Annotated in this window: 20 protein-coding genes; 13 read left to right on the forward strand and 7 right to left on the reverse strand. The window is 66.1% G+C overall.

The genetic code is table 11. From position 1 onward, the window contains the following. Positions 1-33 precede the first annotated feature (33 nt). Positions 34-1332 carry an L-fuconate dehydratase gene (locus Q9Q95_RS12130; RefSeq protein WP_306097347.1) on the reverse strand — a complete coding sequence of 433 codons (1299 nt, stop codon included), beginning with the start codon at positions 1330-1332 and terminating at the stop codon, positions 34-36. 199 nt (positions 1333-1531) lie between these two features. On the opposite strand from Q9Q95_RS12130, the gene Q9Q95_RS12135 reads away from it, so the two are divergent. Genes Q9Q95_RS12135 through Q9Q95_RS12145 form a run of 3 tightly spaced genes read left to right on the forward strand, consistent with a single transcriptional unit; the run spans position 1532 to position 3620 of the window. After that, a complete protein-coding gene (locus tag Q9Q95_RS12135; RefSeq protein WP_306097349.1) occupies positions 1532-1867 on the forward strand; it encodes an L-rhamnose mutarotase in 336 nt (111 codons plus the stop codon). Beyond that, positions 1864-2892 (forward strand): aldo/keto reductase, encoded by a 1029-nt coding sequence (locus tag Q9Q95_RS12140; RefSeq protein ID WP_306097351.1) that lies wholly within the window; start codon positions 1864-1866, stop codon positions 2890-2892. The genes Q9Q95_RS12135 and Q9Q95_RS12140 overlap by 4 nt, the downstream gene beginning before the upstream one ends. Continuing rightward, on the forward strand, positions 2889-3620 hold the full coding sequence (locus Q9Q95_RS12145; protein WP_306097352.1) for an SDR family oxidoreductase: 732 nt from the start codon (positions 2889-2891) through the stop codon (positions 3618-3620). Before Q9Q95_RS12140 ends, Q9Q95_RS12145 begins: the two co-directional genes overlap by 4 nt. Positions 3621-3623: 3 nt before the next feature. Here Q9Q95_RS12145 and Q9Q95_RS12150 read toward each other — a convergent pair whose 3' ends face one another. Further along, entirely contained in the window at positions 3624-4415 is a 792-nt protein-coding gene (locus Q9Q95_RS12150) for an IclR family transcriptional regulator (RefSeq protein WP_306097354.1), read from the reverse strand. 174 nt (positions 4416-4589) lie between these two features. Here Q9Q95_RS12150 and fucP point away from each other — a divergent pair, with 174 nt between their 5' ends. Then, positions 4590-5861: an L-fucose:H+ symporter permease gene (gene fucP, locus Q9Q95_RS12155; protein WP_306097357.1), complete on the forward strand. Its 1272-nt coding sequence runs from the start codon at positions 4590-4592 to the stop codon at positions 5859-5861. Positions 5862-6057: 196 nt separating this feature from the next. Here the strand turns inward: fucP and Q9Q95_RS12160 are convergent, their stop codons facing one another. The 3 genes from Q9Q95_RS12160 to lldD all read right to left on the reverse strand — a co-directional run bounded on the left by Q9Q95_RS12160 (position 6058) and on the right by lldD (position 11069). Beyond that, positions 6058-8265: a hypothetical protein gene (locus tag Q9Q95_RS12160; protein WP_306097359.1), complete on the reverse strand. Its 2208-nt coding sequence runs from the start codon at positions 8263-8265 to the stop codon at positions 6058-6060. Between the two features lie 134 nt (positions 8266-8399). Next, the gene (locus Q9Q95_RS12165; RefSeq protein WP_306097361.1) at positions 8400-9863 is read right to left on the reverse strand and encodes a Gfo/Idh/MocA family protein; all 1464 of its coding nucleotides are present in this window, start codon (positions 9861-9863) and stop codon (positions 8400-8402) included. Positions 9864-9911: 48 nt separating this feature from the next. Continuing rightward, positions 9912-11069 carry an FMN-dependent L-lactate dehydrogenase LldD gene (gene lldD, locus Q9Q95_RS12170; protein ID WP_306097395.1) on the reverse strand — a complete coding sequence of 386 codons (1158 nt, stop codon included), beginning with the start codon at positions 11067-11069 and terminating at the stop codon, positions 9912-9914. Between the two features lie 132 nt (positions 11070-11201). On the opposite strand from lldD, the gene Q9Q95_RS12175 reads away from it, so the two are divergent. From Q9Q95_RS12175 to Q9Q95_RS12195, 5 genes are all read left to right on the forward strand, one after another. After that, positions 11202-12785 carry a glycoside hydrolase 43 family protein gene (locus Q9Q95_RS12175; RefSeq protein ID WP_306097396.1) on the forward strand — a complete coding sequence of 528 codons (1584 nt, stop codon included), beginning with the start codon at positions 11202-11204 and terminating at the stop codon, positions 12783-12785. Between the two features lie 262 nt (positions 12786-13047). Continuing rightward, entirely contained in the window at positions 13048-16212 is a 3165-nt protein-coding gene (locus Q9Q95_RS12180) for a TonB-dependent receptor (RefSeq protein ID WP_306097397.1), read from the forward strand. Between the two features lie 117 nt (positions 16213-16329). Further along, positions 16330-17043, forward strand: coding sequence for a SapC family protein (locus Q9Q95_RS12185; protein WP_306097398.1), 714 nt, complete (start codon positions 16330-16332; stop codon positions 17041-17043). Positions 17044-17048: 5 nt separating this feature from the next. After that, positions 17049-18071 carry a cupin-like domain-containing protein gene (locus tag Q9Q95_RS12190; protein WP_306097424.1) on the forward strand — a complete coding sequence of 341 codons (1023 nt, stop codon included), beginning with the start codon at positions 17049-17051 and terminating at the stop codon, positions 18069-18071. After that, the gene (locus Q9Q95_RS12195) at positions 18068-19561 is read left to right on the forward strand and encodes a tryptophan halogenase family protein (RefSeq protein WP_306097399.1); all 1494 of its coding nucleotides are present in this window, start codon (positions 18068-18070) and stop codon (positions 19559-19561) included. Before Q9Q95_RS12190 ends, Q9Q95_RS12195 begins: the two co-directional genes overlap by 4 nt. Before the next feature lie 21 nt (positions 19562-19582). Here Q9Q95_RS12195 and Q9Q95_RS12200 read toward each other — a convergent pair whose 3' ends face one another. Together Q9Q95_RS12200 and Q9Q95_RS12205 are read right to left on the reverse strand one after the other, a co-directional pair. Further along, on the reverse strand, positions 19583-19900 hold the full coding sequence (locus tag Q9Q95_RS12200; RefSeq protein WP_306097400.1) for a hypothetical protein: 318 nt from the start codon (positions 19898-19900) through the stop codon (positions 19583-19585). Between the two features lie 17 nt (positions 19901-19917). Continuing rightward, positions 19918-21354, reverse strand: a complete 1437-nt coding sequence (locus tag Q9Q95_RS12205; RefSeq protein ID WP_306097401.1) for a murein L,D-transpeptidase — start codon at positions 21352-21354, stop codon at positions 19918-19920. A gap of 341 nt (positions 21355-21695) precedes the next feature. On the opposite strand from Q9Q95_RS12205, the gene Q9Q95_RS12210 reads away from it, so the two are divergent. The 4 genes from Q9Q95_RS12210 to Q9Q95_RS12225 all read left to right on the forward strand — a co-directional run bounded on the left by Q9Q95_RS12210 (position 21696) and on the right by Q9Q95_RS12225 (position 26085). Further along, the gene (locus Q9Q95_RS12210) at positions 21696-22412 is read left to right on the forward strand and encodes a GDSL-type esterase/lipase family protein (protein ID WP_306097402.1); all 717 of its coding nucleotides are present in this window, start codon (positions 21696-21698) and stop codon (positions 22410-22412) included. 35 nt (positions 22413-22447) lie between these two features. Continuing rightward, entirely contained in the window at positions 22448-24388 is a 1941-nt protein-coding gene (locus Q9Q95_RS12215) for a glycoside hydrolase family 97 protein (protein WP_306097403.1), read from the forward strand. A 125-nt stretch (positions 24389-24513) separates the two neighbouring features. After that, complete coding sequence (locus tag Q9Q95_RS12220; protein WP_306097404.1) at positions 24514-24915, forward strand: cupin domain-containing protein; 402 nt, start codon at positions 24514-24516, stop codon at positions 24913-24915. Positions 24916-24924: 9 nt separating this feature from the next. Beyond that, a complete protein-coding gene (locus Q9Q95_RS12225; protein ID WP_306097405.1) occupies positions 24925-26085 on the forward strand; it encodes a Gfo/Idh/MocA family protein in 1161 nt (386 codons plus the stop codon).

Here is a 26085-nt window from a genome sequence, read left to right on the forward strand (position 1 = left end):
ACTTGCGCGAGGGAGGATTGATCAGCGCCAAGACTACTCCGCCGCGAGCGCCGGGTCCTTGCGATACTGATATTTCGCGAGGCTGGACGCCTTCATCTCGATCGAGAAGCCGGGTGCGGCCGGCGCGCGATAGGCGCCCTGCTCGATGACGCATGGGTCGACGAAATGCTCGTGGAGATGATCGACATATTCGATCACCCGCCCGTCGGTCGTCCCCGCGAAAGCGAGATAGTCGATCATCGCGAGGTGCTGGACATATTCGCACAAGCCCACGCCGCCGGCGTGCGGGCACACCGGCAGATCGTATTTCGCCGCCATCAGCAGCACGGCGAGCACTTCGTTGACGCCGCCGAGCCGACACGCGTCGATCTGCACCACGTCGATCGCGCCGCGCATGATGAACTGTTTGAACACCACCCGATTCTGGCACATCTCGCCGGTCGCCACGCGCATCGGCGCCACCGCCTCGCGGATCTGGCGATGCCCCTCGACATCGTCGGGGCTGGTCGGCTCCTCGATGAACCACGGGTTCGCGAAAGCGAGCGCGCCGAGATGCGCGATCGCCTGACCGACTTCCCACACCTGATTGGCGTCGATCATCAGCTTGCGGTCGGGACCGAGCACGGCGCGCGCGATCCCCACGCGGCGGATGTCGTCCTCGACCGAGCGGCCGACCTTCAGTTTCACATGGTCGAAGCCTCCGGCCACCGCCTCGCGGCACAGCCGTTCGAGCTTTTCGTCCGAATAGCCGAGCCATCCGGCGGAGGTGGTGTAGGCCGGATAGCCCCTCGCGCGCAGCGTCGCGATCCGCTCGGCCTTGCCGGGGGCGCGGGCCTCGAGCAGCGCGAGGCCTTCCTCGGGTGTGATGCAATCGGTGATGTAGCGGAAGTCGATCAGTCCGATCAGCTCGGCGGGGGACATCTCCCCGATCAGCTGCCACAACGGCTTGCCTGCGGCCTTGGCGAGCAGGTCCCAGACGGCATTGACCACGGCGCCGGTGGCGAGGTGGATCACGCCCTTTTCGGGGCCGATCCAGCGCAACTGGCTGTCGCCGGTGATGTGCCCCCAGAAGCGCGCGCCGTCTGCGCGGATCCAGTCGAGGTCGAGTCCTTCGACCAATGGCGCCAGCGCCTCGATCGCCGCGCAGACCACGTCGTTGCCGCGGCCGATGGTGAAGGTGAGGCCATGCCCTTCGAGCCCGGCCTCGTCGGTCTCGAGGACGCAATAGGCGGCCGAATAATCGGGATCGGGATTCATCGCGTCCGAACCGTCGAGCATCTGCGAGGTCGGGAAGCGCACGTCCAATACGCGTAGTTTACGGATGATGGTCATCGTGCTGCGCCCCGGGCCTCCCGATCCGCATATCGGCTTCTCGCGCGCACGTCTTTCGCCATCGGTCGCTGCCCCTCCCTGCACGGCCAGATTGCACCGCGGTTATGTTTGCAGATGATTGTGATTTTCATAGGTGGGAATTGACGGGGGCGCAAGTTTCCTGTTGGGCACAACTGACGGAACGCGAGGGGAAATGCGGATGGCACGGCGGCTTTGCTCTGCGCTCGATCTGGTCGACGATGCGGCGCTCATCGCCGAGTATGAGGCGCGGCATGCGCCCGGCGCAGTTTGGCCGGCGGTGCTCGCACATCTCGGGGCGCAGGGCGTCGAGGCGATGGAGATCTGGCGCACCGGTGACCGGATGGTGATGATCGCCGAGGTCGCCGACGACTATCCCCGCGCGGTCGCGGCGCCCGCCGAGATCGATCAATGGGAGACCTTGATGTGGCGCTTCCAGCGCGCGCTGCCGCATGCCGCGCCGGGCGAGAAATGGGTCCCGATGCAGCGCATCTTCGCGTTCGGCGAAACCCGGTGATCCCGGTCCGCCGCTCGCCCGGTGGCCTCGCGCTGCCCGAACTGGGGTTCGGCACCGCGCCGCTCGGCAACCTCTATCGCACCGTTTCCGACGCGGATGCGGCCGCCACGGTCGCCGCGGCGCTCGCCGCCGGCATGGGCTACGCCGACACTGCGCCTTATTATGGCTTCGGCCTCGCCGAGAAGCGGCTGGGGGCCGGGCTGGTCGGCGAACAGGCGATCGTTTCGACCAAGGTCGGCCGGCTGCTCGAACCCGCCGACGGACCGTTCGCCGACGAGCGACACGGCTTCCGCTCCGCCGAACCGTTCGAGCCTGTCTATGATTATTCGTATGACGGCGTGCTGCGTTCGCACGAAACGAGCCTTGTCCGGCTCGGGGTCGAACGGGTCGACATCCTGCTCGTCCACGATATCGGCCGGACGACCCATGGCGTGCGCCACGCCGAGCGGATGGCCGAGCTGGCCGGCGGGCTCCGCGCGCTGGAACGGCTGAAGGACGAGGGCGCGATCACGGCATTCGGGATCGGCGTCAACGAATGCGACGTCGCGCTCGAACTGCTCGATCGCGGCCCGCTCGATCTGATCCTGCTCGCCGGCCGCTACACGTTGCTCGAGCAGGACGCGCTCGATACCCTGCTGCCGCGCTGCGCTGCGTCGGGCACCGGGATCGTCATCGGCGGGCCCTATAACAGCGGCATCCTCGCGAGCGCGCTGCGCACCGACGCGCGCTACAATTACGAAGCCGTGCCGACGCCGGTGCTCGAAAAGGCGCGGCGGATCGATGCGGTGTGCGCGCGGCATCAGGTCAACCTTGGTGCGGCGGCGTTGCAATTCGTCCTCGGTCATCCCGGTGTGGTCAGCGTGGTCCCCGGCCTTGCGAGCGCGAAGGAGGTCGCCGAGACCGTCGATCGCTACATCGCGCCGATCCCGGCCCAGCTCTGGGCCGAACTCAAGCACGAGGGGTTGTTGCGCGCCGACGCGCCGGTCCCGATCGAAACCCATAACGCGGAGATTCATACGGCATGACTGGCAGGCTCGCGGGCAAGACGGCGCTGATCACCGGCGCTGCGCACGGCATCGGCCGCGCCACCGCCGAACGTTTCGTCCGCGAGGGCGCGACGCTCTGGGCAATCGACCGCGACGCCGAAGCGCTCGCCACGCTCGATGGCTGCGTGACTCGCTGCGTCGATATTTGCGACGCGGGGGCGATCGCGGCACTGGTCGCCGAGGCGCCTGCGCTCGACGTGCTGTTCAACTGCGCCGGCATGGTCGCCGCCGGTACGATCCTCGACTGCAGCGAGGAGGACTGGCAGCGGTCGTTCGATCTCAATGCCACCGCGATGTACCGCCTCGTCCGCGCGGCGCTGCCGGCTATGATCGCAAATGGCGGCGGCTCGATCGTCAACATGGCGTCGGTGGCGAGCTCGATCACCGGCGTGCCCAATCGCTTCGCTTATGGCGCCTCGAAGGCGGCGGTGATCGGCCTCACCAAGGCGGTGGCGGCCGATTTCGTTGGCCAGGGCATTCGCTGCAACGCGATCTGCCCGGGCACCGTCGACACCCCCGCGCTCCACCAGCGGCTGCGCGAAACCGGCGATTACGCGAACGCGCTCGTCGCCTTCAACGCACGGCAGCCGATGGGGCGGCTCGGCCAGGCCGAGGAGATCGCCGCGTTGGCGCTCTATCTCGGCTCGGACGAATCGGCTTTCACCACCGGCCAGATTCACGTGATCGACGGCGGCTGGACGGTCTGAACTTCAGATCCGGCTGTCACCCTCGACGAGCTGATCGGAGATCTGCGCGGCGGCGAGACGGACCAGTTCGGCGGTTTCCTTGGCGGAGACCGAGGGCTGGAGCTTTTTGAGGTATGGCACGGTCAGCGCCGCCGCGGCCATGCCGCCGCGCATCACCGGCGCCGATACGTCGGTCACTCCGGCGACGAACTTGCTCGGCGTCAGCTCGACCTGCCGCTCGCGGATCTCGTCGGCATGCTCGCGGAATGCCGCCAGCTCGGCTTCGGGCAATTGCGGGTCGAGCAGGCGCTCCCAGCGCCGGCGGACATCCTCGGGCTGGAAGGCGTAGAGGATCACGCCAGACGCCGCCTGGTGCAGCGGCCGACGATAGCCGACGCGCACCGAGAAGCCGAGCTGCTCGCTCGATTCCATTCGCGCCACCACGACCATCTCGCCCTGGGTGTGCAAGGCGAGGTGGCACGATTGGCCGACGCTGAACGCGAGGTGGCGCATCACCGGCAGCGCGGCCTCGATCAGATTGCGGGTGCGCGGCTGCTGCATGCCGAGCGAAAACAGCCGGTCGGTCAGTCGATAGCCCTCATTCGAAGGATCCTGCTCGATATAGCCGCGGAACTCGAGCACCTGGACCATGCGGAACAGCTCGCCGTGCGAGCGCTCCAGCCGGTTGACGATTGCGGTCAAGGTCATCGGCCGCGCCTCGATCGCCAGCAGCTCGAGAATATCGAGTCCCTTTTCGAGCGCGGGCGCCCGATAGCGCGAGTCGATCTCGCTCCTGTCCTCAGCGACCTTCTTCACGGCACCCCCTCATGGCGTTCTTGTCGGCACCGTGTATCTGTTGCGAGCCCCGGATTGAAGATGGGAGCGTTGCGGATTGTTGCATTCGCATGTGAAGAATGTTTTTATATGCGGAAGTCCCCGAGAGGGCTGCGACCGGGGAGAATGAGCGTGGAAGCAAAAGCATCGTCGGCCATGCAAGGATCGCCCCCGGGCCGCATCGCTTCGGCGGCGCTGCCGGTGGTACTGATCGTCGCCCTATTCTTCCTGTGGGGGGTGGCGAACAACCTCAACGACGTGCTGATCGCGCACTTCAAGAAGCTGTTCACGCTGAGCGACCTGCAGGCCGGCCTCGTCCAGTCGGCTTTCTATCTCGGCTATTTCTGCCTGGCGATCCCCGCAGCCCTGTTCATGCGCGCATACGGCTATCGTGCGGCGGTGCTCGCCGGGCTGGGATTCTATGGGCTCGGCGCATTGCTGTTCTGGCCCGCGGCGGGCGCGCAGAGCTATCCCTTCTTCCTCGCGGCCCTGTTCGTGATCGCCGGCGGACTCGCCTTTCTCGAGACTTCCGCCAATCCGCTGATCGCGCGGCTCGGACCCGAGGCGACCGCCGCACGCCGGCTCAACCTCGCCCAGGCCTTCAATCCGCTCGGGTCGATGACCGGAGTGGTGCTCGGCAGCCAGTTCATCCTCTCGGGCGTCGCGGTCTCGCCCGCTCAGCTCGCGGCAATGGATCCGGCTGCGCGCGCGGCGTGGCGCGCGAGCGAGGCCGCGTCGGTGCAACTCCCCTATCTGCTGATCGCGCTCGTCGTCATCGGCTGGGCAGTGTTGATCCGGGTCGTTCGCTTCCCGCCGGTGGCAACCGAGCGCGACGTCGACGAGGGCGTCGGCGCGCTCGACGATTTCCGCGCCTTGCTGCGCGAGCGCAGACTGCTGTTCGGAGTGATCGCGCAATTCTTCTATGTCGGCGCGCAGGTCGGGGTGTGGAGCTATCTGATCCGCTACGCGCAGGTCGCGGTGCCGGGGACGGGCGAGCATCAGGCCGCGGGCTGGCTCACGCTTTCGCTGGCGCTGTTCATGGTCGGGCGCTTCGCCGGCGCCGCTCTGATGGGCCGGATCGCCGCACTGCCGCTGCTCGCGGGCTTCGCCGGAATCGCCGCTTCGCTCTGCGCGATCGCCGCTATGGTCGGCGGCGCGATCGGCATTGCCGCGCTCGTCGCGACGAGCTTCTTCATGTCGATCATGTTCCCGACGATCTTCGCCGAATCGGTGGCGGGGCTGGGCGCGCGCACCAAGTCGGCCGCGGCATTGCTGGTGATGGCGATCATCGGCGGCGCGATCCTGACCGCGCTGATGGGCTATGTCTCGGACAGGAGCGGTTCGATCCTGTGGGCGATGCTGGTCCCGGCGGGCTGTTTCATGGTGGTGCTGGCGTTCGCGTTGCGAGCGAGGGTCCGCCGGGCCTGAGCCACGTCGCCAGGCGATATCGGGCGGCGCTGCGTGACGAATCGGTCAACCAGCGCGATCTGGACGACCGGACGGCGGAAAAGGGAGTTAAACGCCGCCCGGCCGCACCCCTTAGGGGGGAACCCTGCGGAGCTTCACCTTCATACTCCTGAATACGTCTTTCGGCCAGTACGCAATATCCCCGTAGTGGCACAATTCATGGTAAAGGACGGATCCCTTCGGTGCGCACTTTCCAACCCCGGCGGGGAAACCCGGGCGCGGTTCCGCTTGACCCTTCCCAACCCTTCGCCATCATCCCGACCGCCAGCAGCAGCGAACCGTTGGACGGGAAATAGGTCTCTGCCGCCCGGGCATAGCCGGGTCCGTCAGGTCCCGGACCGGAATTGCCGGCGGCTGGGCCGACCAATTGCTTCTCCGCCTCCAGATGCACGCGCGGAGTCATCCCGCTAACGCCCCAACGATTGTTGGGCACGTCGCGGAACAGCCACGCGACGGCCTCTTCCGGATCGCCTAGCCGCGCCGCGGTCATCGCGACCACCGGGAAATCCCACCCCCAGGTCTGACGCAGGTCCCAATGCTTTTCGGTTTCGGCCAAGGTGCGGCGCATCGTCGCAAGATCGACCCGGCTGCCCGGAATCAGCCCGTACGCCATCAGGAAAGAAGGGTGGTCGCGATTGAGGCAGCGCGGCGGCTCGGCGTGGCGGCTGCATCCGGGCGCGGTGGCGGTGCGCCAGAAATCGGGCGCGCTCTCGACCGGCAGATACAGGCCGTCGCGTTCGGGCGGCGGCGCGAGCCCGGCGATCACCCGGTCCCATTCGGGATCGCGCGCTAGCCCGCGCCGCTCGCGCCAGCGCTGCGCGGTGCCCAGCGCCCAGCGGAAATATTCGAGCTCGAATGCGGGGTTGATCGTCGTCAGCGGCGGGTGATTTTCCTGCACCGGGATGATCGGCGGCCCGAGCACATAGCGGTCGCCGTCGCGCCGCGGCCAACTGGCGAGCAATTGCGCGGTTTGCTCGACCATCTCGCCATAACGCTTCAGCGTCGCCCGATCGCCACGTGCCCGATAGACGAGCTCGGCCAGATAGATCGGGTGCGGCTGCTGCCACATGATGAAGGGGTTGACCGCGCTCGGGCTGTTCCAGCCATTGGGCCCGGTCATCTTGCTCCACCAGGCGCCTTGCACGCCGTGGCGGTTTGCGACCTGGCGCGCGTATGGCAATATCTCGAGGTACCAACCGAGGCTGCGCTCGAGCAGCTCGGGCCGGCCCCAGCTCGCCCAATGGCCGGCGTGGAAGATCGGCATTTCGAGATGGAACTTGCCGTTCCAGCTGTTCGAGAACAGCCCTTCCTCCTGCGGCGGATATTCCCCTGCCTGGTTGATTGCGGCGAGGTATTGCGAGAGCACCACGCGGCGTTCGAGCTCCGCGGCGCGCGGGTCGCTACTGCCACTGAAGTCGATCGCGCCGCCGTGGGTCCAGTAATCGCGCCAATGCCGTGCGACGGCGCCGATGTCCCAGGCGCCGGGCTGGCGCCGCTCGCGATCGAAGCTGACGGTGACGTCCAGCCGCGCGACGCCGTGGCCAAGCGCGCGAAAACCGTGCGGTCCGGTGCGCGCGACGGCGCCGCCCAGCGCGTAGATCGCCGAATAATAATGCGTGTCGTCGAGCTTGCGCTCCGCCACCAGCCGGTCGGGACGCTGTTCGACGATGCGCGTGCTGTGCGTCTCGTCTCGCGTCCAGTCCGACGGATCGGGGTTGAGCTTCGCGCCGATCCCCGGATAGCGCACATCGACGCCGATGCGGCCGAGCGCGACCAGCGGCGAGCGGATCGATACCATCACCATGTCGCGGGTCGGATGCACCCGTGTCTCGACCGTCACCGGCTGGCCGTCGAACACGAAGCTGCTCGTCAGCGATCCCGACCACAGGTCCAGCCGTTGACGGGTCGCCGTGATGTCCGCGAAGCGTGCCTGCGTGCCGTCGGCCCGGAGCAGGGCCAGTCCGATGCGCCCGAGCGAGAAGCGATGCGGATTCTCGCGCAGCCATTGCAGCGCCGGCCTCTTCTCGATCTCGGACCAGTCGCGGATCCACGGATAAGGCTGTTCGCCGCGGCCGGGCACCGGCACCCTGACCAGACCGTCGCTTTCCTTATAGCCCTTGGGGTTGGGGAAGCTGTGCCATGCCCATTGCGCCATCGTCAGCAGCGGCGCGATCGGCGAATATTGCTCTGGAAAGGTCTGCAGCCCGGTGATGTCGGCGGTGAAGCCGAGATTGCCGTTGCCCAGCATCAGCGGCGCGTGGGGATCGACTCGGGTGAGCGTGACGTTGTGGCGCGTCACCAGCGCATGACGGTCGATCGGCTGGGCGGGAGCGGGGGAGGGGCTGAGCGTCGTCCCCAAACACATCGTCACCCCCGCGAAAACGGGCCACCATCTCCCGAGCGTGCCGCGAAACGCGCGGGCGCGTTTGTAGATATTCCGGGAAATGGGCCCCCGCTTTCGCGGGGGTGACGAAATAGAGAGCCTAGGCAAAAGCTGTCTTACGCCCGCTGCATCCGCGGCGGTTGCGCCACGCGATCCTTGTGTCCCGGCATCTTCGGATAATCGGGCCAGTCGAGCCCGGCGATCAACTCGCCGATCTTCACCGGCTGGCCGGTCTCGAAGCAGCGATTGGCGGCGACTCCGATCAGGATCGACGCGGCCCCGCTGCGTTCGTCGGCAGAGCGCAGCAAAGGGTCCTTGGGCGCGTTCGGATCGAAGATGTCGGCGAGCATCACTGCGTCGCCGCCGCCATGCCCGCCCGCGCCGGTGGCGGGGACGATGTCGCGCGGATTGCCGCGCATCGGCACGATCCGGGTCTTGATCCGATCGCCCTCGTCCTGGCCGCTCGCGCCGGCGACTCCGGCCTGTTCGACCACGCTATGCTCGAGCCGGCCCCGGGTCCCGTTGAAGGCGATGTGATAGCCTTCCCATGCATTGAACGCATTGAGGCTGTAGCTGAGCGTCGTGCCGCCCGAATAGCCGACGATCACGTTCATCGTGTCCTCGATGCTGATCTCGGGACGCCACACGCACTGGTCGCGGAAATAGCCGTCATATTTCTCGTTATCGAGATAGAGCGCCTTCAGCCCCGGATCGGCCGCCATGTCGAAGAAGAAGCTGCAATCAGCCTTTTCCGGGCAGGTATGGCAGCGCTGGTGGGGGCCATCCAGCCCGAAGCGGCGCGCCATTTCGGGGGTGTAGAATTCGCGCTTGCCGGTGGCGGCGACGCTGACCGGCAGGTCGGAGAGCCACCAATTGACCAGGTCGAAATGGTGCGTCGCCTTGTGCACCATCAGCCCGCCCGAGATCGCCCTGTTCGAATGCCAGCGACGGAAATAATCGGCGCCGTGGACGGTGTTGAGCAGCCACTGGAAATCGACCGACAGCACGTCGCCTATCTCGCCCGACATCAGCAGCTCCTTCACCTGGCTGCGGAACGGCGAATAGCGATAGTTGAACGTGACCCGGATGTGCCGGCCGCTGCGCTTGACCGCATCGAGGATGCGCTGCGCCTTGGCAGCGGTGGTGGTCATCGGCTTTTCGGTGATGACGTCGCAGCCCGCTTCGAGCGCGCGGACGACATAATCGTCGTGGAACGCGTCGGGTGTGGTGACGATTACCGCGTCGGGCTTGAGCTCGCGCAGCATCTTGTCGAAATCGGCCGCGAGATAGGGCTTGGGCGGTCGCGCGCCGGCCTTGGTCGCGCGGGCAGAGATGTGATCGAGCCGGCCGGGATTGGTGTCGCAGGCGGCGATCAGCTCGCCATGCGCCTTGTGCGGCCCCCACAAGGCTTCCTGATACATGCGGTTGCGGCTGCCGACTCCGACCGAGACATAGCGCTTGCGCTTGTCGGCCGCGACTCGCGCCGCATTGGCGTCGAGCGCGGTCGCCAGCGCAGTGCCTGCCGCGAGCCCGCCGAGAACGTCACGCCGCCGGACGGCGGTTCCTTCGGGTCGATCCATTCCCAATCCTCTCCTGCCGGACTTTGCGCCCGTCCATGGTGTCGAACTTCAGCGGTGGGTCGTCTCCACCAATGCGTCGCGGCTGATATGGTCCACGCTGGTGCAGCCGGTGAGCGCCATCGCGACGCGCATCTCGGCCTCGACCAGCTTGAGCATGTGGCTGACGCCCGCCTCGCCGCGCGCTGCCAGCGCAAATGCCCAGGCGCGGCCGAGCAGCACCCCTTTCGCACCGAGCGCCAGCATGCGGACGACATCGAGCCCGGAGCGCACGCCACCGTCGGCGAGCACAGTCAATTTGTCGCCCACCGCCTCGGCGATCTCGGGAAGCGCGTGCGCCGTCGAGGGAACCCCGTCGAGCTGGCGGCCGCCATGGTTCGAGACGACGATCCCGTCGGCGCCGAGCTCGGCGGCGGAACGCGCGTCTTCGGCGTCGAGGATGCCCTTGATGATCAACGGGCCGTTCCAGCGCTCGCGGATGAAATCCAGATCGCGCCAGCTCACCGTCGGATCGAAATTGCCTCGCATCCACGCGAAGAAGTCTTCGAGCCCGGTATTCTTGCCGAGTACCGGCGCGACATTGCCGAGCTGGTGCGGGCGGCCGTGCACCCCGACATCCCATGCCCAGCCCGGGCGCTGCACTGCCTGCCACATGCGGCGCAGGCCGCCGGACATGCCGGTGGCGCCGGCGAGGCCCGAGCGATAGTCGCGATAGCGCGATCCCGGCACCGGCATGTCGACGGTGAACACCAGAGCGTTGCATCCGGCCGCGGTCGCCTGATCGAGCAATTCGCGCATGAAGCCGCGGTCGCGGATCATGTAGAGCTGGAACCAGAAAGGGGCCGTGGTGCCCCGCGCCACTTCGCCGAGCGGGCAGGCCGAGACGGTGGACAGGCAGAAGGGTATGCCGGCTTTCTCGGCGGCGCGCGCCGCCTGGACCTCGCCGCGCCGCGCGCTCATTCCGGCCAGCCCGATCGGTGCCAGCGCGACCGGCATCTTGAGATTCTGGCCGAACAAGGTGGTCGACAGATCGAGCGTCGATACGTCGCGCAATATCCGCTGGCGCAGCGCAATCGCCGAGAGATCGTCGACATTCCGCCTGAGCGTCACTTCGGCATAGGAGCCCCCGTCGATATATTCGAACAGGAAATGCGGGAGGCGCCGGCGAGCAAGCTCGCGATAATCAAGGGTTGAAGCTGCTCGTCTCATTGCCTGATATGCTGTGCCACAAAATGGAACCCACTGTCGAGCCAGCTTCGGCCGTCGCCACGATGCGCGCAAGGCTTGGCGCTGGCCAGCGGTAAATGATAGCGCTCCCATAAATCGGGTTGGGAGACGGATATGTGGAAGTTGGCGACCATTGGTCTGGCGCTCGCAACGCCCGTCGCGGCGCATGCGCAGGCGACCTACACCAATCCGATCCTCTACGCCGATTATTCCGACCCCGACGTCATTCGCGTCGGGCGGGACTATTTCATGGTCGCCTCGAGCTTCCATTTCTCGCCCGGAATCCCGGTGCTCAAGTCGCGAGACCTCGTCCATTGGACGATCATCGGCCATGTCCTCCCGAAACTCCCCTTCGGCCCGCTCTACGACATGCCGGGCCCGCATACCCTTACCGACAAGATCTCGAAGCCGATCGGCGGCACCAAATATGCCAGCGGAGTCTGGGCGCCGAGCATCCGGCATCACGCGGGAAAATTCTGGGTCTATTGGGCGACTCCCGACGAAGGGGTGTTCATGTCGACCGCGACCGACCCGACCGGTCCATGGACCGCACCGGTCGCGGTGATCGCGAAGGCCGGGCTCGAGGACCCATGCCCGTTCTGGGACGCGGATGGCAGCGCGTGGCTGGTCCATGGCAAGGTGGGGGCCGGTCCGCTGATCCTCCACCGCATGCGCCCCGACGGCGCCGGCGTCCTCGACGAGGGCAAGGTGATCGCCGAGGACAAGGAGAAGCTTCCCGTCCTCGAAGGCCCCAAGCTCTACAAGAGGAACGGCTATTATTACATCTGGGCACCGATCGGCGGGGTCGGCACCGGCCCGCAGGCAGTCGGCCGCGCCCGCGACATCAGCGGGCCCTATGAATGGCGAGTCGTGCTTGAGCCGGGGACCACGCCGGTACAGGGGCCGCACCAGGGCGGCTATGTCGAGACGCCGTCGGGCGAAGGCTGGTTCGCGCATTTCAACTCGACCGGGGCGTTCGGCCGCATCGTCCATCTCCAGCCGGTCCACTGGATCGACGATTGGCCGCTGGTCGGTCAGCCTGTCCCTGACAAGCAGTCCGGCCAGCCGGTGCTCCGCTATCGGATGCCGGACACCGGCGCCGCGCCGATCACCGACCGGCTTCAGGATTCGGACGAATTCAGCGCCCGCGTGCTCGGGCTGCAATGGTCGTGGAACCATAATCCCGCCGATTCCGCGTGGAGCCTCGCCCAGCGTCCCGGTTGGCTGCGGCTCACCGCGCTGCCCGCCGAGCATCTCGTCACTGCGCGCAATACGCTCACCCAGATTCTGCAAGGCCCGCGCGTGCGGATCACCACGCGCTTCGATGTCGGCCGAATGACCGAAGGCCAGCGCGCCGGGCTCAGCCTGTTCGGCGTGCGGCCGAGCTGGATCGGCGTGGTGCGCAGCGCCGGCGTGAATCACATCACGGTTGCGTCCGAAGGAGAAGAGCATCTCGGGCCACGACTCGCGGGCGCGACGATCGTGTTCGCTGCCGAGGTGGGCGAGGGGCAGACGGTGCAATATTCGTACAGCCTCGATGGCGGCCAAAGCTTCGTGCAATTCGGCCCGCCGCTCTGGCTGGCCCGTTTCTCATGGTGGAAGGGCTCGCGGCCCAGCATCTTCACCTTCACCCGCGGGCCGGCGGCCGCGGGCGCGGTCGACATAGACTGGTTTCGGGTCGCGCACGGCAACCCTTGAACGGCTGATCGCCGCCGCAAGAGCCGATCGACATGTGGCATTTTTGCCGCAAGCCAAAGGTTTCGTTTGCGCGCCGCCGCAATGAAAGCGCGACCATTCAGTAAGTAATGGAGATCACTGAGAAAACTATCGTGCACAGTAGACGTGTTCGACGGTTGACAACGTAAGACAACTTGGTAGCGTTAACATCAGGGCGGCGACCATGCCGGCTCGCATAAAAAACCATGCGGCATGCTTCGGCATGCTGACGAGGAGGGGACAGATGAAAAGCATTAGGCTCACGCCTGCGCTTGCGCGCACGGCTTCCACGATCGCCATCACCGCTTGCCTGATGATGCCCGGCATCGCCGCGGCGCAGGACGCCCCTGCGGCACAGGCGGACCAGACCGCGTCGCAGGACGAGGGCACCGGCGACGACATCGTCGTTACCGGTATCCGCGCCTCGCTGGATCGCGCGATCGACATCAAGCGCAATTCGAGCGGCGTCGTCGACGCGATCTCGGCCGAGGATATCGGCAAGTTCCCAGACACCAACCTCGCCGAGTCGCTGCAGCGCATTCCCGGCGTGTCGATCAATCGCGTCAACGGCGAAGGCTCGGAAGTCACCGCGCGCGGCTTCGGCGGCGCGTTCAATCTCGTCACCTTGAACGGCCGCACGCTGCCCGCCGCCAACGTCGTCTCGGTCGGCGGCGACCAGAGCGTCGATTTCGGCCGCGCGACCAGCCGCTCGTTCGATTTCTCCAACCTCGCCTCCGAAGGCGTCAGCCGGCTCGAGGTCTACAAGACCGGCCGTGCGGCGATCCCCTCGGGCGGCATCGGCGCATCGATCAACGTCGTCACCCGCAAGCCGCTCGACGGCGGCGAGCGCGGTTTCCGCGGCAGCATCGGCGCCAAGGCAGTGATCGATTCGAGCGTCGATCGCGGCGACAAGGTCACGCCGGAGGTCTCCGGCCTCGTCAGCTGGTCGAACGAAGCCGACAGCATCGGCGTCTCGCTGTTCGGTTCGTATCAAAAGCGCGACAGCGCCGCCGCCAGCGCGACCTCGAACGCGTGGAACATCATGCGCGGCAGCACCTTCCTCGCGCCGGGCACCTATGTCCGCACCGACGGGACGACGCAGGTCACCAATCCGCCCGCTGCCGACGATCTGATCGCGGTGCCCAACGACAGCCGCTATCACTTCTCCGAATCCGAGCGTGAACGCATCAATTTCTCGGGCGTGCTGCAATTCCGGCCGGTCGAAGGCTTCACCATCAGCGGCGACGCGCTGTGGGTGCAGAACAAGAGCAACGAAGCCCGTTCGGATCAGGGCAACTGGTTCAACCGGCCGTTCAACCAGGTCCGCTTCAACGGCAACGATGTCGTCTCGACCACCGAATTCCTTCAGGAGACGATCGCCGGGGTGAAGGACGCCGGCTTCGAGCAGCAATATCGCGCGACCAAGGACAAGCTCGAATCCTATGGCCTCAACCTCGCCTGGGAAGCGACCGACACCTTCTCGGTCAAGCTCGACGGCCACATCTCGACTGCGCGAAGCGATCCCGATGCGCCCAACGGCACCAGCGCGACTCTGGTCAGCATCGGCGCGCCGGTCATCGCGTCGCACTCGGTCGATTTCAGCGGCGAGATTCCGGTGCAGTCGATCGTGATCAACGACGCGCTGCGCGGCAACAATAACGGCCAGCTCGATCTCGGCGATCTCGGTAGTCAGGTCGCGCGCACCAATGCGTCGTCGCAGCGCCAGAAGGTCAAGGAAGCGCGCCTCGAGATGGGCTGGGACGCCGGTGGCGGCAGCCGTTTCGATTTCGGCGGCAGCTATATCGATTCGGAGATGACCAGTGCGCGCATCCAGACCCAGCAGACGCTGGGCGACTGGGGCATCACCTATCCCGGCGACGTCAATCTGCTCGCGTCCGGGCTGGTCGAGCAATTCTGCCTGACCTGCAAGTTCGACAAGTTCAATCCGGGGACGAGCGGCGCCTCGCTGATCGGCTTCCGCGGCAATGCCGTCGATTTGTACAACGCCTTGTCGCCGGCTTATGCCGCCGACAGCAATCCGGTGCTCGCCGGGGTCCAGGCGGGCCGCCCGGTCGAAGTCAACGGCAACGATTATGACCGCGTCCGGGAAAAGACCTGGTCGGTGTTCGGTCAGGTCACCTGGGAAGGTGAGATCGGCGGCATGAAGTCGAACATGGTCGCCGGCGTCCGCTACGAGAAGACCGACGTCGACTCCTACGCGCTGGTGGTGCCACCCTCGGCGATCCGCTGGACGGCGGACAACGACTTCACGCGCGTCCTGAACTTCTCGACGCCGCCGGTCGAACGCAACGGCACGGGTTCCTATTCGAACTTCCTGCCCGCGCTCGATTTCTCGATCGAGCCGTTCGAGAATTTCAAGGCGCGCGCGTCGTTCAGCCGCACCCTGGCGCGTCCCGAATATGGCAATCTGTTCGTCTCGGAAGTCGCCAACGCGCCTGGTCGGCCGACCTCGCTCGGCGGCGAAGGCACCGGCACGCGCGGCAATCCCAATCTGCAGCCGCTGCTGTCGGACAATCTCGATCTGTCGCTGGAATGGTATTTCGCGCCGTCCAGCTATGTGTCGGCCGGCTTCTTCCACAAGAGCGTCCGCAATTTCGTCGGCAGCGGCCAGTCGCGCGGCGAATTGTTCGGCCTGCGCGACCCGACCGCGGCCACGCCGGGGAGCCGTTCGGGCGCCGCGGCGACCGCATTGGCCGGGATCGGAGCCAATCGCAGCGACGTCAATCTGTTCACGATGACCGCGTTGATCATCCAGAACGGCGGCAGCGTTGCCGCGGCGACGACGCAGTTCCAGGCCAATCGCGGGCCGAGCGGCGATCTCAACCAGGGCTTTGTCGACTCGGTGCTCGCGGCGATCGACATCTCGGCCGATGCCAACGATCCGCTGTTCAACTTCGTGATCACTTCGCCGATCAACAATCGCGAGGCGAAGATCCACGGCTTCGAGCTGGCCGGTGCCTATTTCTTCGGCCAGACGGGGTTCGGCATCGCGGGTTCGTACACGATCGTGCGCGGCGACGTGAACATCGATCCGGGCGCGGATCCGGCGATCGACCAGTTCGCTTTGCTCGGGTTGAGCGACAGCTTCAACGTCACGGCGATGTACGACAAGGGCGGGATCTCCGCGCGCCTGACCTATAATTGGCGCGACAAATATCTGTCCCAGACCAACCGCGACGGATCGAACCGCAATCCGACCTTCATCGCGCCGTTCGGCACGCTCGATGCCAATATCAGCCTCGACGTGACGCAGAACATCGCGCTGTCGTTCGAAGCGATCAACATCACGAGCGAGCCGGTGCGGACCTATGGCCGTACCGAGACCAACCTGTACTTCGCGCAGGAATTGAAGCCGCGTTACCTGCTCGGCGCGCGCTTCCGCTTCTGACGATCCGGCGCGAGCCGGAAAAGGGGGAGGGCCGCTGTTCGCAGCGGCCCTTTGCCTGCCGGTTGAGTGCGCAGGCGCTTTGTTTCATCATCGGGCAGCGTGGCCCGGAGCTTCCAGATGACGACCGTTCAGCTCAACAATGTCGATCACCACGATATGCGGGTGATCACGCGCCACGCCGCCGAGTTCGGCGACGCGATCAATCAGGTGTTGGTCTTCCCGACCGAATTCGAAGACATCCAGCGCGAATATCCGATCTTCTTCACACCCGATGCGAACGGAGATCTTCAAGCGGTGGCGCTGCTCGGGCTCGATCGCGACGAGAATCTGTTCCTCGACGATACCGGTTGGCAGGCGCGCTACGTACCCGCCGCGCAGCAGCGCGGCCCCTTCGTGATCGGGATGGCCGAGAGTGGCGGCGATCCGATGATCCATGTCGATCCCGAACATCCGCGCATCGGCCGCGGGATGGGCGAGGGCATGCCGCTGTTCCTGCCGCATGGCGGCAACGCGCCTTATCTCGAACATATCTCGGGCGTGCTGCGTACGATCTATACCGGGCTCGACCTGATCCGGCCGATGTTCGATGCGTTCGGCGATGCCGGGCTGATCGAGCCGGTGGCGGTGCAGGTCCAGCTCAGCGACACCGAGCAATATGATTTGCCCGATTACAGTACGATCTCGGGCGAGCGGCTGGGCGCGCTCGACGGTGCGGCTTTGGAGCGGCTCCACCGCGCCGGCTTTCTCTACGCGGCGTTCCTCGTCGTGGCGTCGACGGCGAACGTGAACCGCTTGATCGAACGCAAGCTCGCCCGGAGCGCGGCGGGGTGATCGACATCGCCCGCAGGACGAAGACCGTCGCTGGCGTGGCGCCCGACGCCATTCCCTATGCTGCATTGCTGGCGGCGCAGGAACCGGTGATCCTCACCGGCGTCGCGCGCGATTGGCCGCTGGTCCGGCGCGGTCGCGAAGGTCCCGAAGCGGCGATGGCCTATCTCGCCGGCTTCGACGGGGGCAAGCCGATCACCGGCTTCACCGGACCGCCCGAGATCGGCGGCCGGTTCGGCTATGACGAAGCAGGGACCGGGCTCAATTTCGCCAGCGAGCGGCTGGCTCTCGGCGATTTCCTCGATCGTGTCTGCGCGCATCTCGGTGAGGAGCGGGCGCCGTCTTGCTATGCCGGCTCGACCGATCTCGACCTCTATTTGCCGGGGCTGCGCGCGGAGAACGGGCTGATCCTGAACGATCCGATGTTCGCGGCCCATCCGCCGCTGGTCAGCATCTGGCTCGGCAATCGCACCACCGCCGCGGCGCATTACGACATGTCGAACAACCTCGCCTGTTGCATGGTCGGGCGACGGCGCTTCACTTTGTTCCCGCCCGATCAGGTCGCCAATCTCTATCCGGGCCCGCTCGAGCCCACGCCGGGCGGGCAGGTGGTGACGATGGTCGATTTTCGCGATCCGGATTTCGAGCGTTACCCGCGTTTCCGCGCGGCACTCGACGCCGCGCAGGTCGCCGAACTCGAGCCGGGCGACCTGCTGTTCTACCCTGCCTTGTGGTGGCATCAGGTCGACGCGCTGGACGGGTTCAACGCGATGATCAACTATTGGTGGAACATGTCCCCCGCCTTCATGGACACCCCGCAGAATGTGCTGCTCCATGCTTTGCTGAGCCTGCGCGACCGGCCCGAACCCGAGAAGAAGGGCTGGCGGGCGCTGTTCGATTATTATGTCTTCGGCGAGCCCGAACGCGCCGGTGCGCATTTGCCCGAAGCGGCGCGTGGCGCGCTGGGGCCGCTCGACGAGATGAAGGCGCGACGGCTCCGCGCGCAACTCCTGAACAGGCTGAACCGATGACCGAGCAAGTCGTGAAGCGGGTGGTCATCGCGGGTGGCGGCACGGCGGGCTGGGTCGCCGCGGCCGCCCTGGTCAAGCAACTCGGGCCGCTGCTCGACATCACGCTCGTCGAATCCGACGAGATCGGCACGGTGGGGGTGGGGGAATCGACGATCCCGACCTCGCGCAGCTTCCACGACCTGCTCGGGATCAGCGAGCCGGCGTTCATGCGCGCCACCCAGGCGACCTTCAAGCTGGGCATCGCCTTCGAGAATTGGGGGCGGATCGGCGACCGCTTCATCCACAGCTTCGGCGAGATCGGCAGGCGCTCGACGTGGATGGCCGATTTCCACCATTTCTGGATGGCGGCGCGCGAACAGGGCTTCGGCGGCAGCCTCGCGGACTATTGCTTCGAACTCCGGGCATCCGAGGCGGGCAAGTTCGGCAAGGTCGAGGGCGTGAACATCAACTATGCCTATCATCTCGACGCGACGCTCTATGCGCGCTTCCTGCGCGGGCTGGCCGAGCCGGCGGGGGTGCGGCGGGTCGAGGGCAAGATCGCGCGGGTCGAGCAGCATCCCGAAACCGGCTTCATCGCGGGACTGGTGCTCGAATCGGGCACGCGGATCGAAGGCGATCTGTTCATCGACTGCACCGGGTTCCGCGCGCTGCTGATCGAGCAGACGCTTCACACCGGATTCGAGGATTGGGCGCGATGGATCTCCACCGACAGCGCTTTCGCAGTCCAGACGCGCTCGACCGGCCCGGCGATCCCGCTGACCCGGGCGATCGCGCACGAAGCGGGGTGGCGCTGGCGCATCCCGTTGCAGCACCGCGTCGGCAACGGCCTCGTCTATTGCAGCGAGTTCATGACGGACGAGGATGCCAGGGCCAAGCTTCTCAATGATATAGAGGGAGAGCCTCTGATCGAACCTCGCTTGATCCGCTATCGGACGGGATGTCGCCGGCAGGTCTGGAACAAGAACTGCGTCGCGCTCGGCCTCGCCAGCGGCTTTATCGAACCCCTCGAATCGACGAGCATCCATCTGGTCAAGGTCGCGGTGACGCGGCTGATCCAGGAGTTTCCATTCGGCGGCTGCGACGCGGCGCTGGCGGAGCGCTTCAACGCGCAGTCACGCTACGAACTCGAAGGCATACGCGACTTCATCATCCTGCATTATCACCTCACCGAGCGCGAGGATTCGCCCTTCTGGCGGCGCTGCCGGACGATGGAGATTCCCGCGTCGCTGGCGCAGCGGATGGCGGTGTTCCGCGCGCATGCGCATGCGTGGCAAGACGGCGGCGATCTGTTTCGGGTGGATTCGTGGGTTCAGGTGCTGCTCGGGCAGCGGCTCGCGCCGCGCAGCTATCATCGACTGGCCAGAATGATGGGGGCGGCCGAATTGCGCGACGCCCTGCAGGGGCTCAAGACCAACATCGATGCCGCAGTGGCGCGGCTGCCTTCGCAGCAGGAGTTTCTGGCCAGCTATTGCGCCGCCGGAGAGAGCTGACCTCCCTCCGGCGGGTGTAGCTCATTCGGCGGGCTGGCCTTCGTTGCCGCCTTCGTCGCGCGAGACCCGTGCGGTCATGCCGGTCGCGTCGGCATCGTCCTGAGTCTGTTCGTCCGAAGTGAGCGCAGAGGGGGGCGTTTCCGTCTCGACCGGCGTGGTGACGTTGTCGATCCGCGTCGCAGGGGGCGCTTCGGTCGGCACCGCAGTAGCGGTGTTCTCGACTTCGATCGGCGTCATCGTGCCTGCATTGCTGGTGGGCGCTTCGGCCTCGTCCTTGCCTCCGCATGCGGCAAGGGCGAGCGTGCCGGCGGTCAGCAAGGCGATACGCTTGAGGTTCATTCGATATTCCCCTTTTCTCAACGTGCGGCGACGGCAGTGATCGCCGAGCGCCTCTCGATCTTGGCGGCCAGCGTCTTGTCCCAGCCATAAGGGTCGCCGCGGAAGTTCATCTGGCCGTTCGCGCTGGCATAAGCGGTCCAGTAGAGCAGATAGACCTGCACCTTGTCCTGCTCCTGGAGCTGGACGCGCAGCGTCTTGCCCTTGCCCAGCGCTTCCTCGATCTGCTCGGGCTGCCAGTTGGGATCGTTGCGCAGCAGCAATTGCGCGAGCGGGCCGGGCTTCTCCAGCCGCACACAGCCATGGCTGTCGAGCCGGTCGAAGCTAGCGAACTTCGCCTGCGCCGGCGTATCGTGGAGATACACCGCATAGGGGTTGTCGAAGTCGAACTTGTACAGGCCGAGTGCGCTCTTCGGCCCCGGCTGCTGCTGGATCCGGCGGCCGGCGCCGGTGCCGATAATCTTGTAATTGTTACGCGCCAGATACGCCGCGCCCTTGGGGAACAGTTCCTTGGCGGCGATCCCGGCGGGGACGTTCCATGGCGGGTTGAGCACGATGGAATGGATCCGCGATTGCAACATCGGCGTCTCGTTGCCCGGACGCCCGGTGACCGCCTTCATCGACGCGATCGGGGCATCGCCTTCGAACACCGTCAGCACCGCCGCGGCGATGTTGACCTGGATCCTTTTGGCGGGCAGCTCGGCGGGCAGCCAGCGCCAGCGCTCCATGTTCGCCATGATCTGGCGCACGCGATCGGCGGCGGGCACGTTGAGTGCGCGGAGCGTGCCGGTCGAGACCAGCCCGGTAGGGTTGAGCCCGTACCGCCGCTGCGCGCGGACCACCGCTTCCTTGAGCGACGCGTCGAACTTGTCGCCGCCGGCGGCGACTTCGCTATCCTCGACCGCGAGCCGTTTGCGCAGCGCCGCGACGCGCGGGCCGCTCGCGCCGACCCCCATGTCCGGACCGGCGGGCAAGGTCGCCCAGCCGCCATTCGCCTCGATCTTGCGATAGACGGCGAGCCCCTTTTGCAGCCCGTCATAGCCGGCATAGGGCGGCGGCAGCGAACGGAACCACGCGGCGATCCGGTCGCGCTTCACTGCGTCGGCAAAAGCGGGGACGGGATCGTAGGCGGCGGGACGAAGGCCCCAATCCTGCTGAAAGTCGCTGATGTCGAGCCGGCCCGAATGGACCGCGCGGGCATAATCGAGCGCGGCGCGGACGACCGCGTCATTTCCGTCGATCCGCGGCTTCGCGGTGCCGTCATGGCGAAGTCCGTGCGCGAACCCGGCATCGCCGAGCAATTGCGCGAGTTGCGTGGCTTGCGCCGCGGAAATCGTCGGCAGCGGTACGATCTGAACCGGCGCGACCGGCGGCACGGGCTGCACCATCGGCGCGGTGACGGGCGGGGTCTGCTGCGCAAGACCGGGCGCGCTCACCAGCCCGATGGCGCTCGCCATAACGGCACCCAGCTGCACGGATCGGCCCAAACTCGCTCGCAATATCACTATTATCTACTCCTGTCCGGCTGCTCACCCCCCGGCAAATCAGCTGAATCGCGCTGCTAATAGGCGAATTTAGGGTGAGAGTGCGAGCAACTATTGACCCGCGACCGAGATAACCCGGCCGCGGGCCAAAACAGGGGCGCGGATCGCTGTCCGAACCCGAGCCCGGAACCGCGCCCAACCGGGCTCCTTCTCAAGAACGACCGACATCGGCCGAGCTTGCCAGCTTTCTTCCGGCCGCTAAGCTCGTTCCGAAATACCGGGAGGGCAGCCCACCCGCTGAGACAGGAGAGATCATGATCGTCCGCCGCGGTTTCCTCGCCGGTGCGCTGTCGCTGCCGCTCGTCGCCAGCGCCCAGACCCAGGAAAGCTGGGAAGAGAAACGCCAGAGCCAGCTCAGGGACGACTGGCCGTGGCTCGGACGCTATGCCGAGGAGAACCGCCAGCTGCTCGCTTCGGGCAAGAAGACCAACATCGTCTTCATGGGCGATTCGATCACCGAGGGCTGGCGGCGTCAGCGGCAGGACTTCTTCAAGCCGGGCCGCGTCGGGCGCGGGATCAGCGGCCAGACCACCCCGCAAATGGTGTTGCGGATGATGGCCGACGTGGTCGCGCTGAAGCCGCGCTACGTCCACATCATGGCCGCGACCAACGATGTCGCGGGCAATACCGGAAAGATCACGCTCGCCCAGACCTGCGACAATTTCCGGATGATGACCGCGATCGCCCAGGCCCATCGCATTCAGGTGGTGCTCGCCTCGGTGCCGCCCGCCGATCATTTCCCGTGGCGGCAGGGGCTCGAGACGGTGAAGCCGATCCGGGCGATCAACGTCTGGCTCAAGAATTACGCCAAGACCGCGGGCGCGACCTGGATCGACTATTGGCCGGTGCTCGCGGACGACAAGGGAGCGATGAAACCCGGGCTCGCGACCGACGGGGTCCACCCGACCGATCAGGGCTATGACCTGATGGCCACGGTGATCGAACCGTTCCTGAGAGCGCGGAAAATATGAAGTTCCGCTTTTTCCCCTCCCGGCAAGGGAGGGGCGTGCTTTGGGCGGCGCTCCTCGCGCTACCGACAGCGGCACTCGCCCAGCCGCTCGACGTCATCTCACCCGACGGCACCAATCAGATCACGCTCCAGCTGAGCACCACGGGCACGCCGATCTACACCGTCGCCCGCCGCGGCACCCCCGTGCTTTCCCCATCGCCGATCCTGCTCGATCTCGACACCGACACCCTCGGCTATGGTCTCACCATCATCGGCTCCGAAGCGGCCAATGGCGATGCGCGTTATCCGATCGTCGCGGGCAAGGCCGCCGAGGGGCGCGACCGCTACAATCAGCGCACCGTCCATCTGCAGGAAAAGAGCGGCAGAAAGCGCAGGCTCGATCTTGTGCTGCGCGCTTATGACGACGGAGTCGCGTTCCGCAGCGTGATCCCGGTCCAGCCCGCCACCGCTGCGGCGATCGTCCGCTACGAGCGCACCGGTTTCTATTTTCCGCAGGCGTATAAATGCTGGGGGTTCAACGTCGGCAAGTTCGGATCGAGCCATGAAGGCGAGTTCGATCCGGTCGATACCATGCGGACCCGCGACCATAATCTCTTCGACCTGCCCTTCGCCTGCGAGACAGGCGGCGCCGCCTTCGCGCTCGCTGAGGCCGATCTGATCGACTTTGCCGGCATGTACCTCACCGGGCGCGGCGACGGCGGGCTCGGGCTCCAGCTCAAGCTCTCGCCCTCGCTCGACGATTCCCGGATCGCGGTACATACTCGCATCGGCAGCCCGATCGTCACGCCGTGGCGTGTGGTGATGCTCGCCGACCAGCTCGGCAAGCTCAACGAGTCGACTCTGCTCACCAATCTCTCAAGCCCGAGCCGAATCGACGACACCAGCTGGATCAAGCCCGGCATCGCCAGCTGGGACTGGTGGAACGGCCCGGTGATCGCCGGCCTGCCGGGACAGCGCACCAGCACCGCCGTCGCCAAGGCATTCATCGACTTTTCCGCCGCCAACGGTCTGCCCTACGCGATGATCGACGAGGGCTGGTATGCCGGCGCCGGCGGGGGCGGGGTGCGCCGGCCCGGCGTCGACGTCACGCGTTGGTCCGATGCGATCAATCTACAGGAAGTCGTCGATTACGCGAAGGCGAAGAAGGTCCGGCTGTGGCTATGGACCCATTGGCAGGCACTCGACGAGCAGATGGAAGACGCGCTTTCGCTGTACGAAAAGCTCGGCATCGCCGGCATCAAGGTCGATTTCATGGACCGCGACGATCAATGGATGGTCAATTGGTACGCCAAATTCCTCGGCGCGGCGGCGCGACACCATCTGATGGTCGATCTGCACGGCGCCTATCCGCCACGCGGGACGACCCGGACCTGGCCCAATTTCGTGACGCAGGAAGGGGTGATGGGCGCCGAATACAATAAATGGAGCCGACGGGTCACCGCGCGCCAGAACGTGATGCTCGGCTTCACGCGCGGATTGCTCGGGCCGATGGACTATACCCCCGGCGGTTTCCGCAACGTCACCCCTGCCGAGTTCCGGATCCGCAACGACCTGCCTTTCGTCCAGACGACGCGCGCGCATGGCCTGTCGATGTACGTCATTTTCCTCAGCCCGCTGGGCAGCGTTGCCGACAGCCCCGATACCTATGCCGAGAGCCCGGCAGGGTTCGACTTCATCAAGCAGGTTCCTGCGGCGTGGGACGAGACGCGCTATCTCGCGGGCGAGACCGGCGACTATATCGTCCTTGCCCGCCGCAAGGGCGGCCATTGGTATCTCGGCGCGATGAATGGCGAGACCGCGCGAACGGTGCGGGTGCCCCTCGGCTTCCTGTCGAGAAAGGCAGTCGCGCGGATCTGGGCCGATGGCGACAAGGCCGATGCCGTGGTGCTCACGACGCGGAAAGTCGCGAGCGCCGATACGATCGAGCTGCGGCTCGCGGCGAGCGGCGGGGCTGTGGCAATATTCTCAGACAAATAGGGTTCACGGCGCGATCGTTTTGGGTAAGCTGGGCAAGACCGGAATCGTGCTCCTGCGAGAAGCATGGCGAGGGGAGAGGTGCGATGCGAATTACAAAGCGAGATGCTGCGGTTGCGGGAATCGCCATGCTGGTTGGCTGGGCAGTCGCAGCCGGTGCTCAAGCGACATCGGCGAAGCTCGGCCCCACGGTGTTCGACTGGGCGAAGATGGAAGTGAAGGCCACCGATGTCGGTGCGCTTCGCAGCCTCGTCCGCCAGCCTACCGCGACGCTCGACGAACTCGAGATGCACGTTACCACGCTCAATCCCGGGCTCGCCTCGCATCCGCCGCACACCCATCCCAACGAAGAGCTGGTGATCGTCCGCGAAGGCACGGTCGAGGTGCTGAACGGTGGCATCTGGAAGCGGCTCGGCCCCGGTTCGGTGATCTTCAACGCGTCCAATTCGCCGCACGCGCTGCGCAATGTCGGCGAAACACCCGCGACCTATCACGTGATCAACTGGAAAACGCCGGCCACGGCGAACTGAGGAGAAGACATGCACCGCCGCACGATGCTCACCGGCGCCGGATTGGCCGGAATTACCGCCGCGCTGCCCGCCGAGCTGCTCGCCGCCCAGTCGCAGACGCAGGGCAACGCGGTCTCCGCCGATGCCGCGCCCGCCGCGCCCGAGCCGACGGCGAAGCATCGCATCAAGTTCGGGGTGATCGGCCTCGATCACGCACATATTTACGGCATGACCGACGCGATGATCCGCGGCGGCGGCACCCCGGTCGCCTTCTTCGCGACCGACCCGAAGCAGATCGAGATGTTCGCCAGGCGCTACGGCAACGGCGTCAAGCTGGCGAAGAGCGAGGACGAGATCCTCGGCGACAGGGCGATCCAGCTGATCATCGGCGCGCCGATCCCCGATCTGCGCGCGCCGCTCGGCATCCGCGCGATGCGCGCCGGCAAGGACTATCTCGGCGACAAGCCCGCGATCACCAGCCTCGAGCAACTCGCGGACGTCCGCCGCGCGGTGAGGGAGACGGGGCGCAAGTTCGCGATCATGTATTCCGAGCGGCTCGAGGTGCGCTCGGCAGTCCATGCCGGCGAGCTGGTTGCGCAGGGGGCGATCGGCAAGGTGATCCAGACCGTCAATCTCGCACCGCACCGGGTCAGCGCGCCGAGCCGGCCCGACTGGTTCTGGGACAAGGCGCGGTATGGCGGCATCCTCACCGATATCGGGAGTCACCAGGCCGATCAGTTCCTGTTCTATACCGGCTCTACCTCGGCGCAGGTCGTCGCCTCGCAGACCGGCAATTTCCATTGGCCCGACAAGCCGAAGTTCGAGGATTTCGGCGACATGATCGCCACCGGCAACGGGGGAACGGGCTATATCCGCGTCGACTGGTTCACGCCCGACGGACTGCCGACCTGGGGCGACGGCCGGCTGTTCCTCGTCGGCACCGAAGGCTCGATCGAACTTCGCAAATATGTCGACGTCGCCGGCCGGCCGGGCGGCAACCACCTCTTCCTCACCGACAAGAAAGGCGTGCGCTATATCGACTGCTCGAAGGTGCCTTTGCCCTTCGGCCCGCAATTCGTCACCGACGTGGTCGAGCGGAGTTCGATCGCCCAGGATCAGGATCAGGCGCTGCTCGCCGCCGAACTTGTGCTGACCGCGCAGAAGAACGCCACGCGGCCCAAGCTGGCCTGA

It is taken from the genome of Sphingomonas sp. DG1-23 (assembly GCF_030730875.1).
GTDB lineage: Bacteria > Pseudomonadota > Alphaproteobacteria > Sphingomonadales > Sphingomonadaceae > Sphingomonas.

Bases quoted from the DNA above. Each gene is read 5' to 3' on its own strand.
- lldD (WP_306097395.1), bottom strand. From the start codon at position 11,069: ATGAGACGAGCAGCTTCAACCCTTGATTATCGCGAGCTTGCTCGCCGG.
- Q9Q95_RS12205 (WP_306097401.1), bottom strand. From the start codon at position 21,354: ATGGCGAGCGCCATCGGGCTGGTGAGCGCGCCCGGTCTTGCGCAGCAG.
- Q9Q95_RS12225 (WP_306097405.1), top strand. From the start codon at position 24,925: ATGCACCGCCGCACGATGCTCACCGGCGCCGGATTGGCCGGAATTACC.
- Q9Q95_RS12220 (WP_306097404.1), top strand. From the start codon at position 24,514: ATGCTGGTTGGCTGGGCAGTCGCAGCCGGTGCTCAAGCGACATCGGCG.
- Q9Q95_RS12200 (WP_306097400.1), bottom strand. From the start codon at position 19,900: ATGAACCTCAAGCGTATCGCCTTGCTGACCGCCGGCACGCTCGCCCTT.
- Q9Q95_RS12180 (WP_306097397.1), top strand. From the start codon at position 13,048: ATGAAAAGCATTAGGCTCACGCCTGCGCTTGCGCGCACGGCTTCCACG.
- Q9Q95_RS12160 (WP_306097359.1), bottom strand. From the start codon at position 8,265: ATGTGTTTGGGGACGACGCTCAGCCCCTCCCCCGCTCCCGCCCAGCCG.
- Q9Q95_RS12175 (WP_306097396.1), top strand. From the start codon at position 11,202: ATGTGGAAGTTGGCGACCATTGGTCTGGCGCTCGCAACGCCCGTCGCG.
- fucP (WP_306097357.1), top strand. From the start codon at position 4,590: ATGCAAGGATCGCCCCCGGGCCGCATCGCTTCGGCGGCGCTGCCGGTG.
- Q9Q95_RS12145 (WP_306097352.1), top strand. From the start codon at position 2,889: ATGACTGGCAGGCTCGCGGGCAAGACGGCGCTGATCACCGGCGCTGCG.
- Q9Q95_RS12130 (WP_306097347.1), bottom strand. From the start codon at position 1,332: ATGACCATCATCCGTAAACTACGCGTATTGGACGTGCGCTTCCCGACC.
- Q9Q95_RS12165 (WP_306097361.1), bottom strand. From the start codon at position 9,863: ATGGATCGACCCGAAGGAACCGCCGTCCGGCGGCGTGACGTTCTCGGC.
- Q9Q95_RS12185 (WP_306097398.1), top strand. From the start codon at position 16,330: ATGACGACCGTTCAGCTCAACAATGTCGATCACCACGATATGCGGGTG.
- Q9Q95_RS12195 (WP_306097399.1), top strand. From the start codon at position 18,068: ATGACCGAGCAAGTCGTGAAGCGGGTGGTCATCGCGGGTGGCGGCACG.
- Q9Q95_RS12135 (WP_306097349.1), top strand. From the start codon at position 1,532: ATGGCACGGCGGCTTTGCTCTGCGCTCGATCTGGTCGACGATGCGGCG.
- Q9Q95_RS12210 (WP_306097402.1), top strand. From the start codon at position 21,696: ATGATCGTCCGCCGCGGTTTCCTCGCCGGTGCGCTGTCGCTGCCGCTC.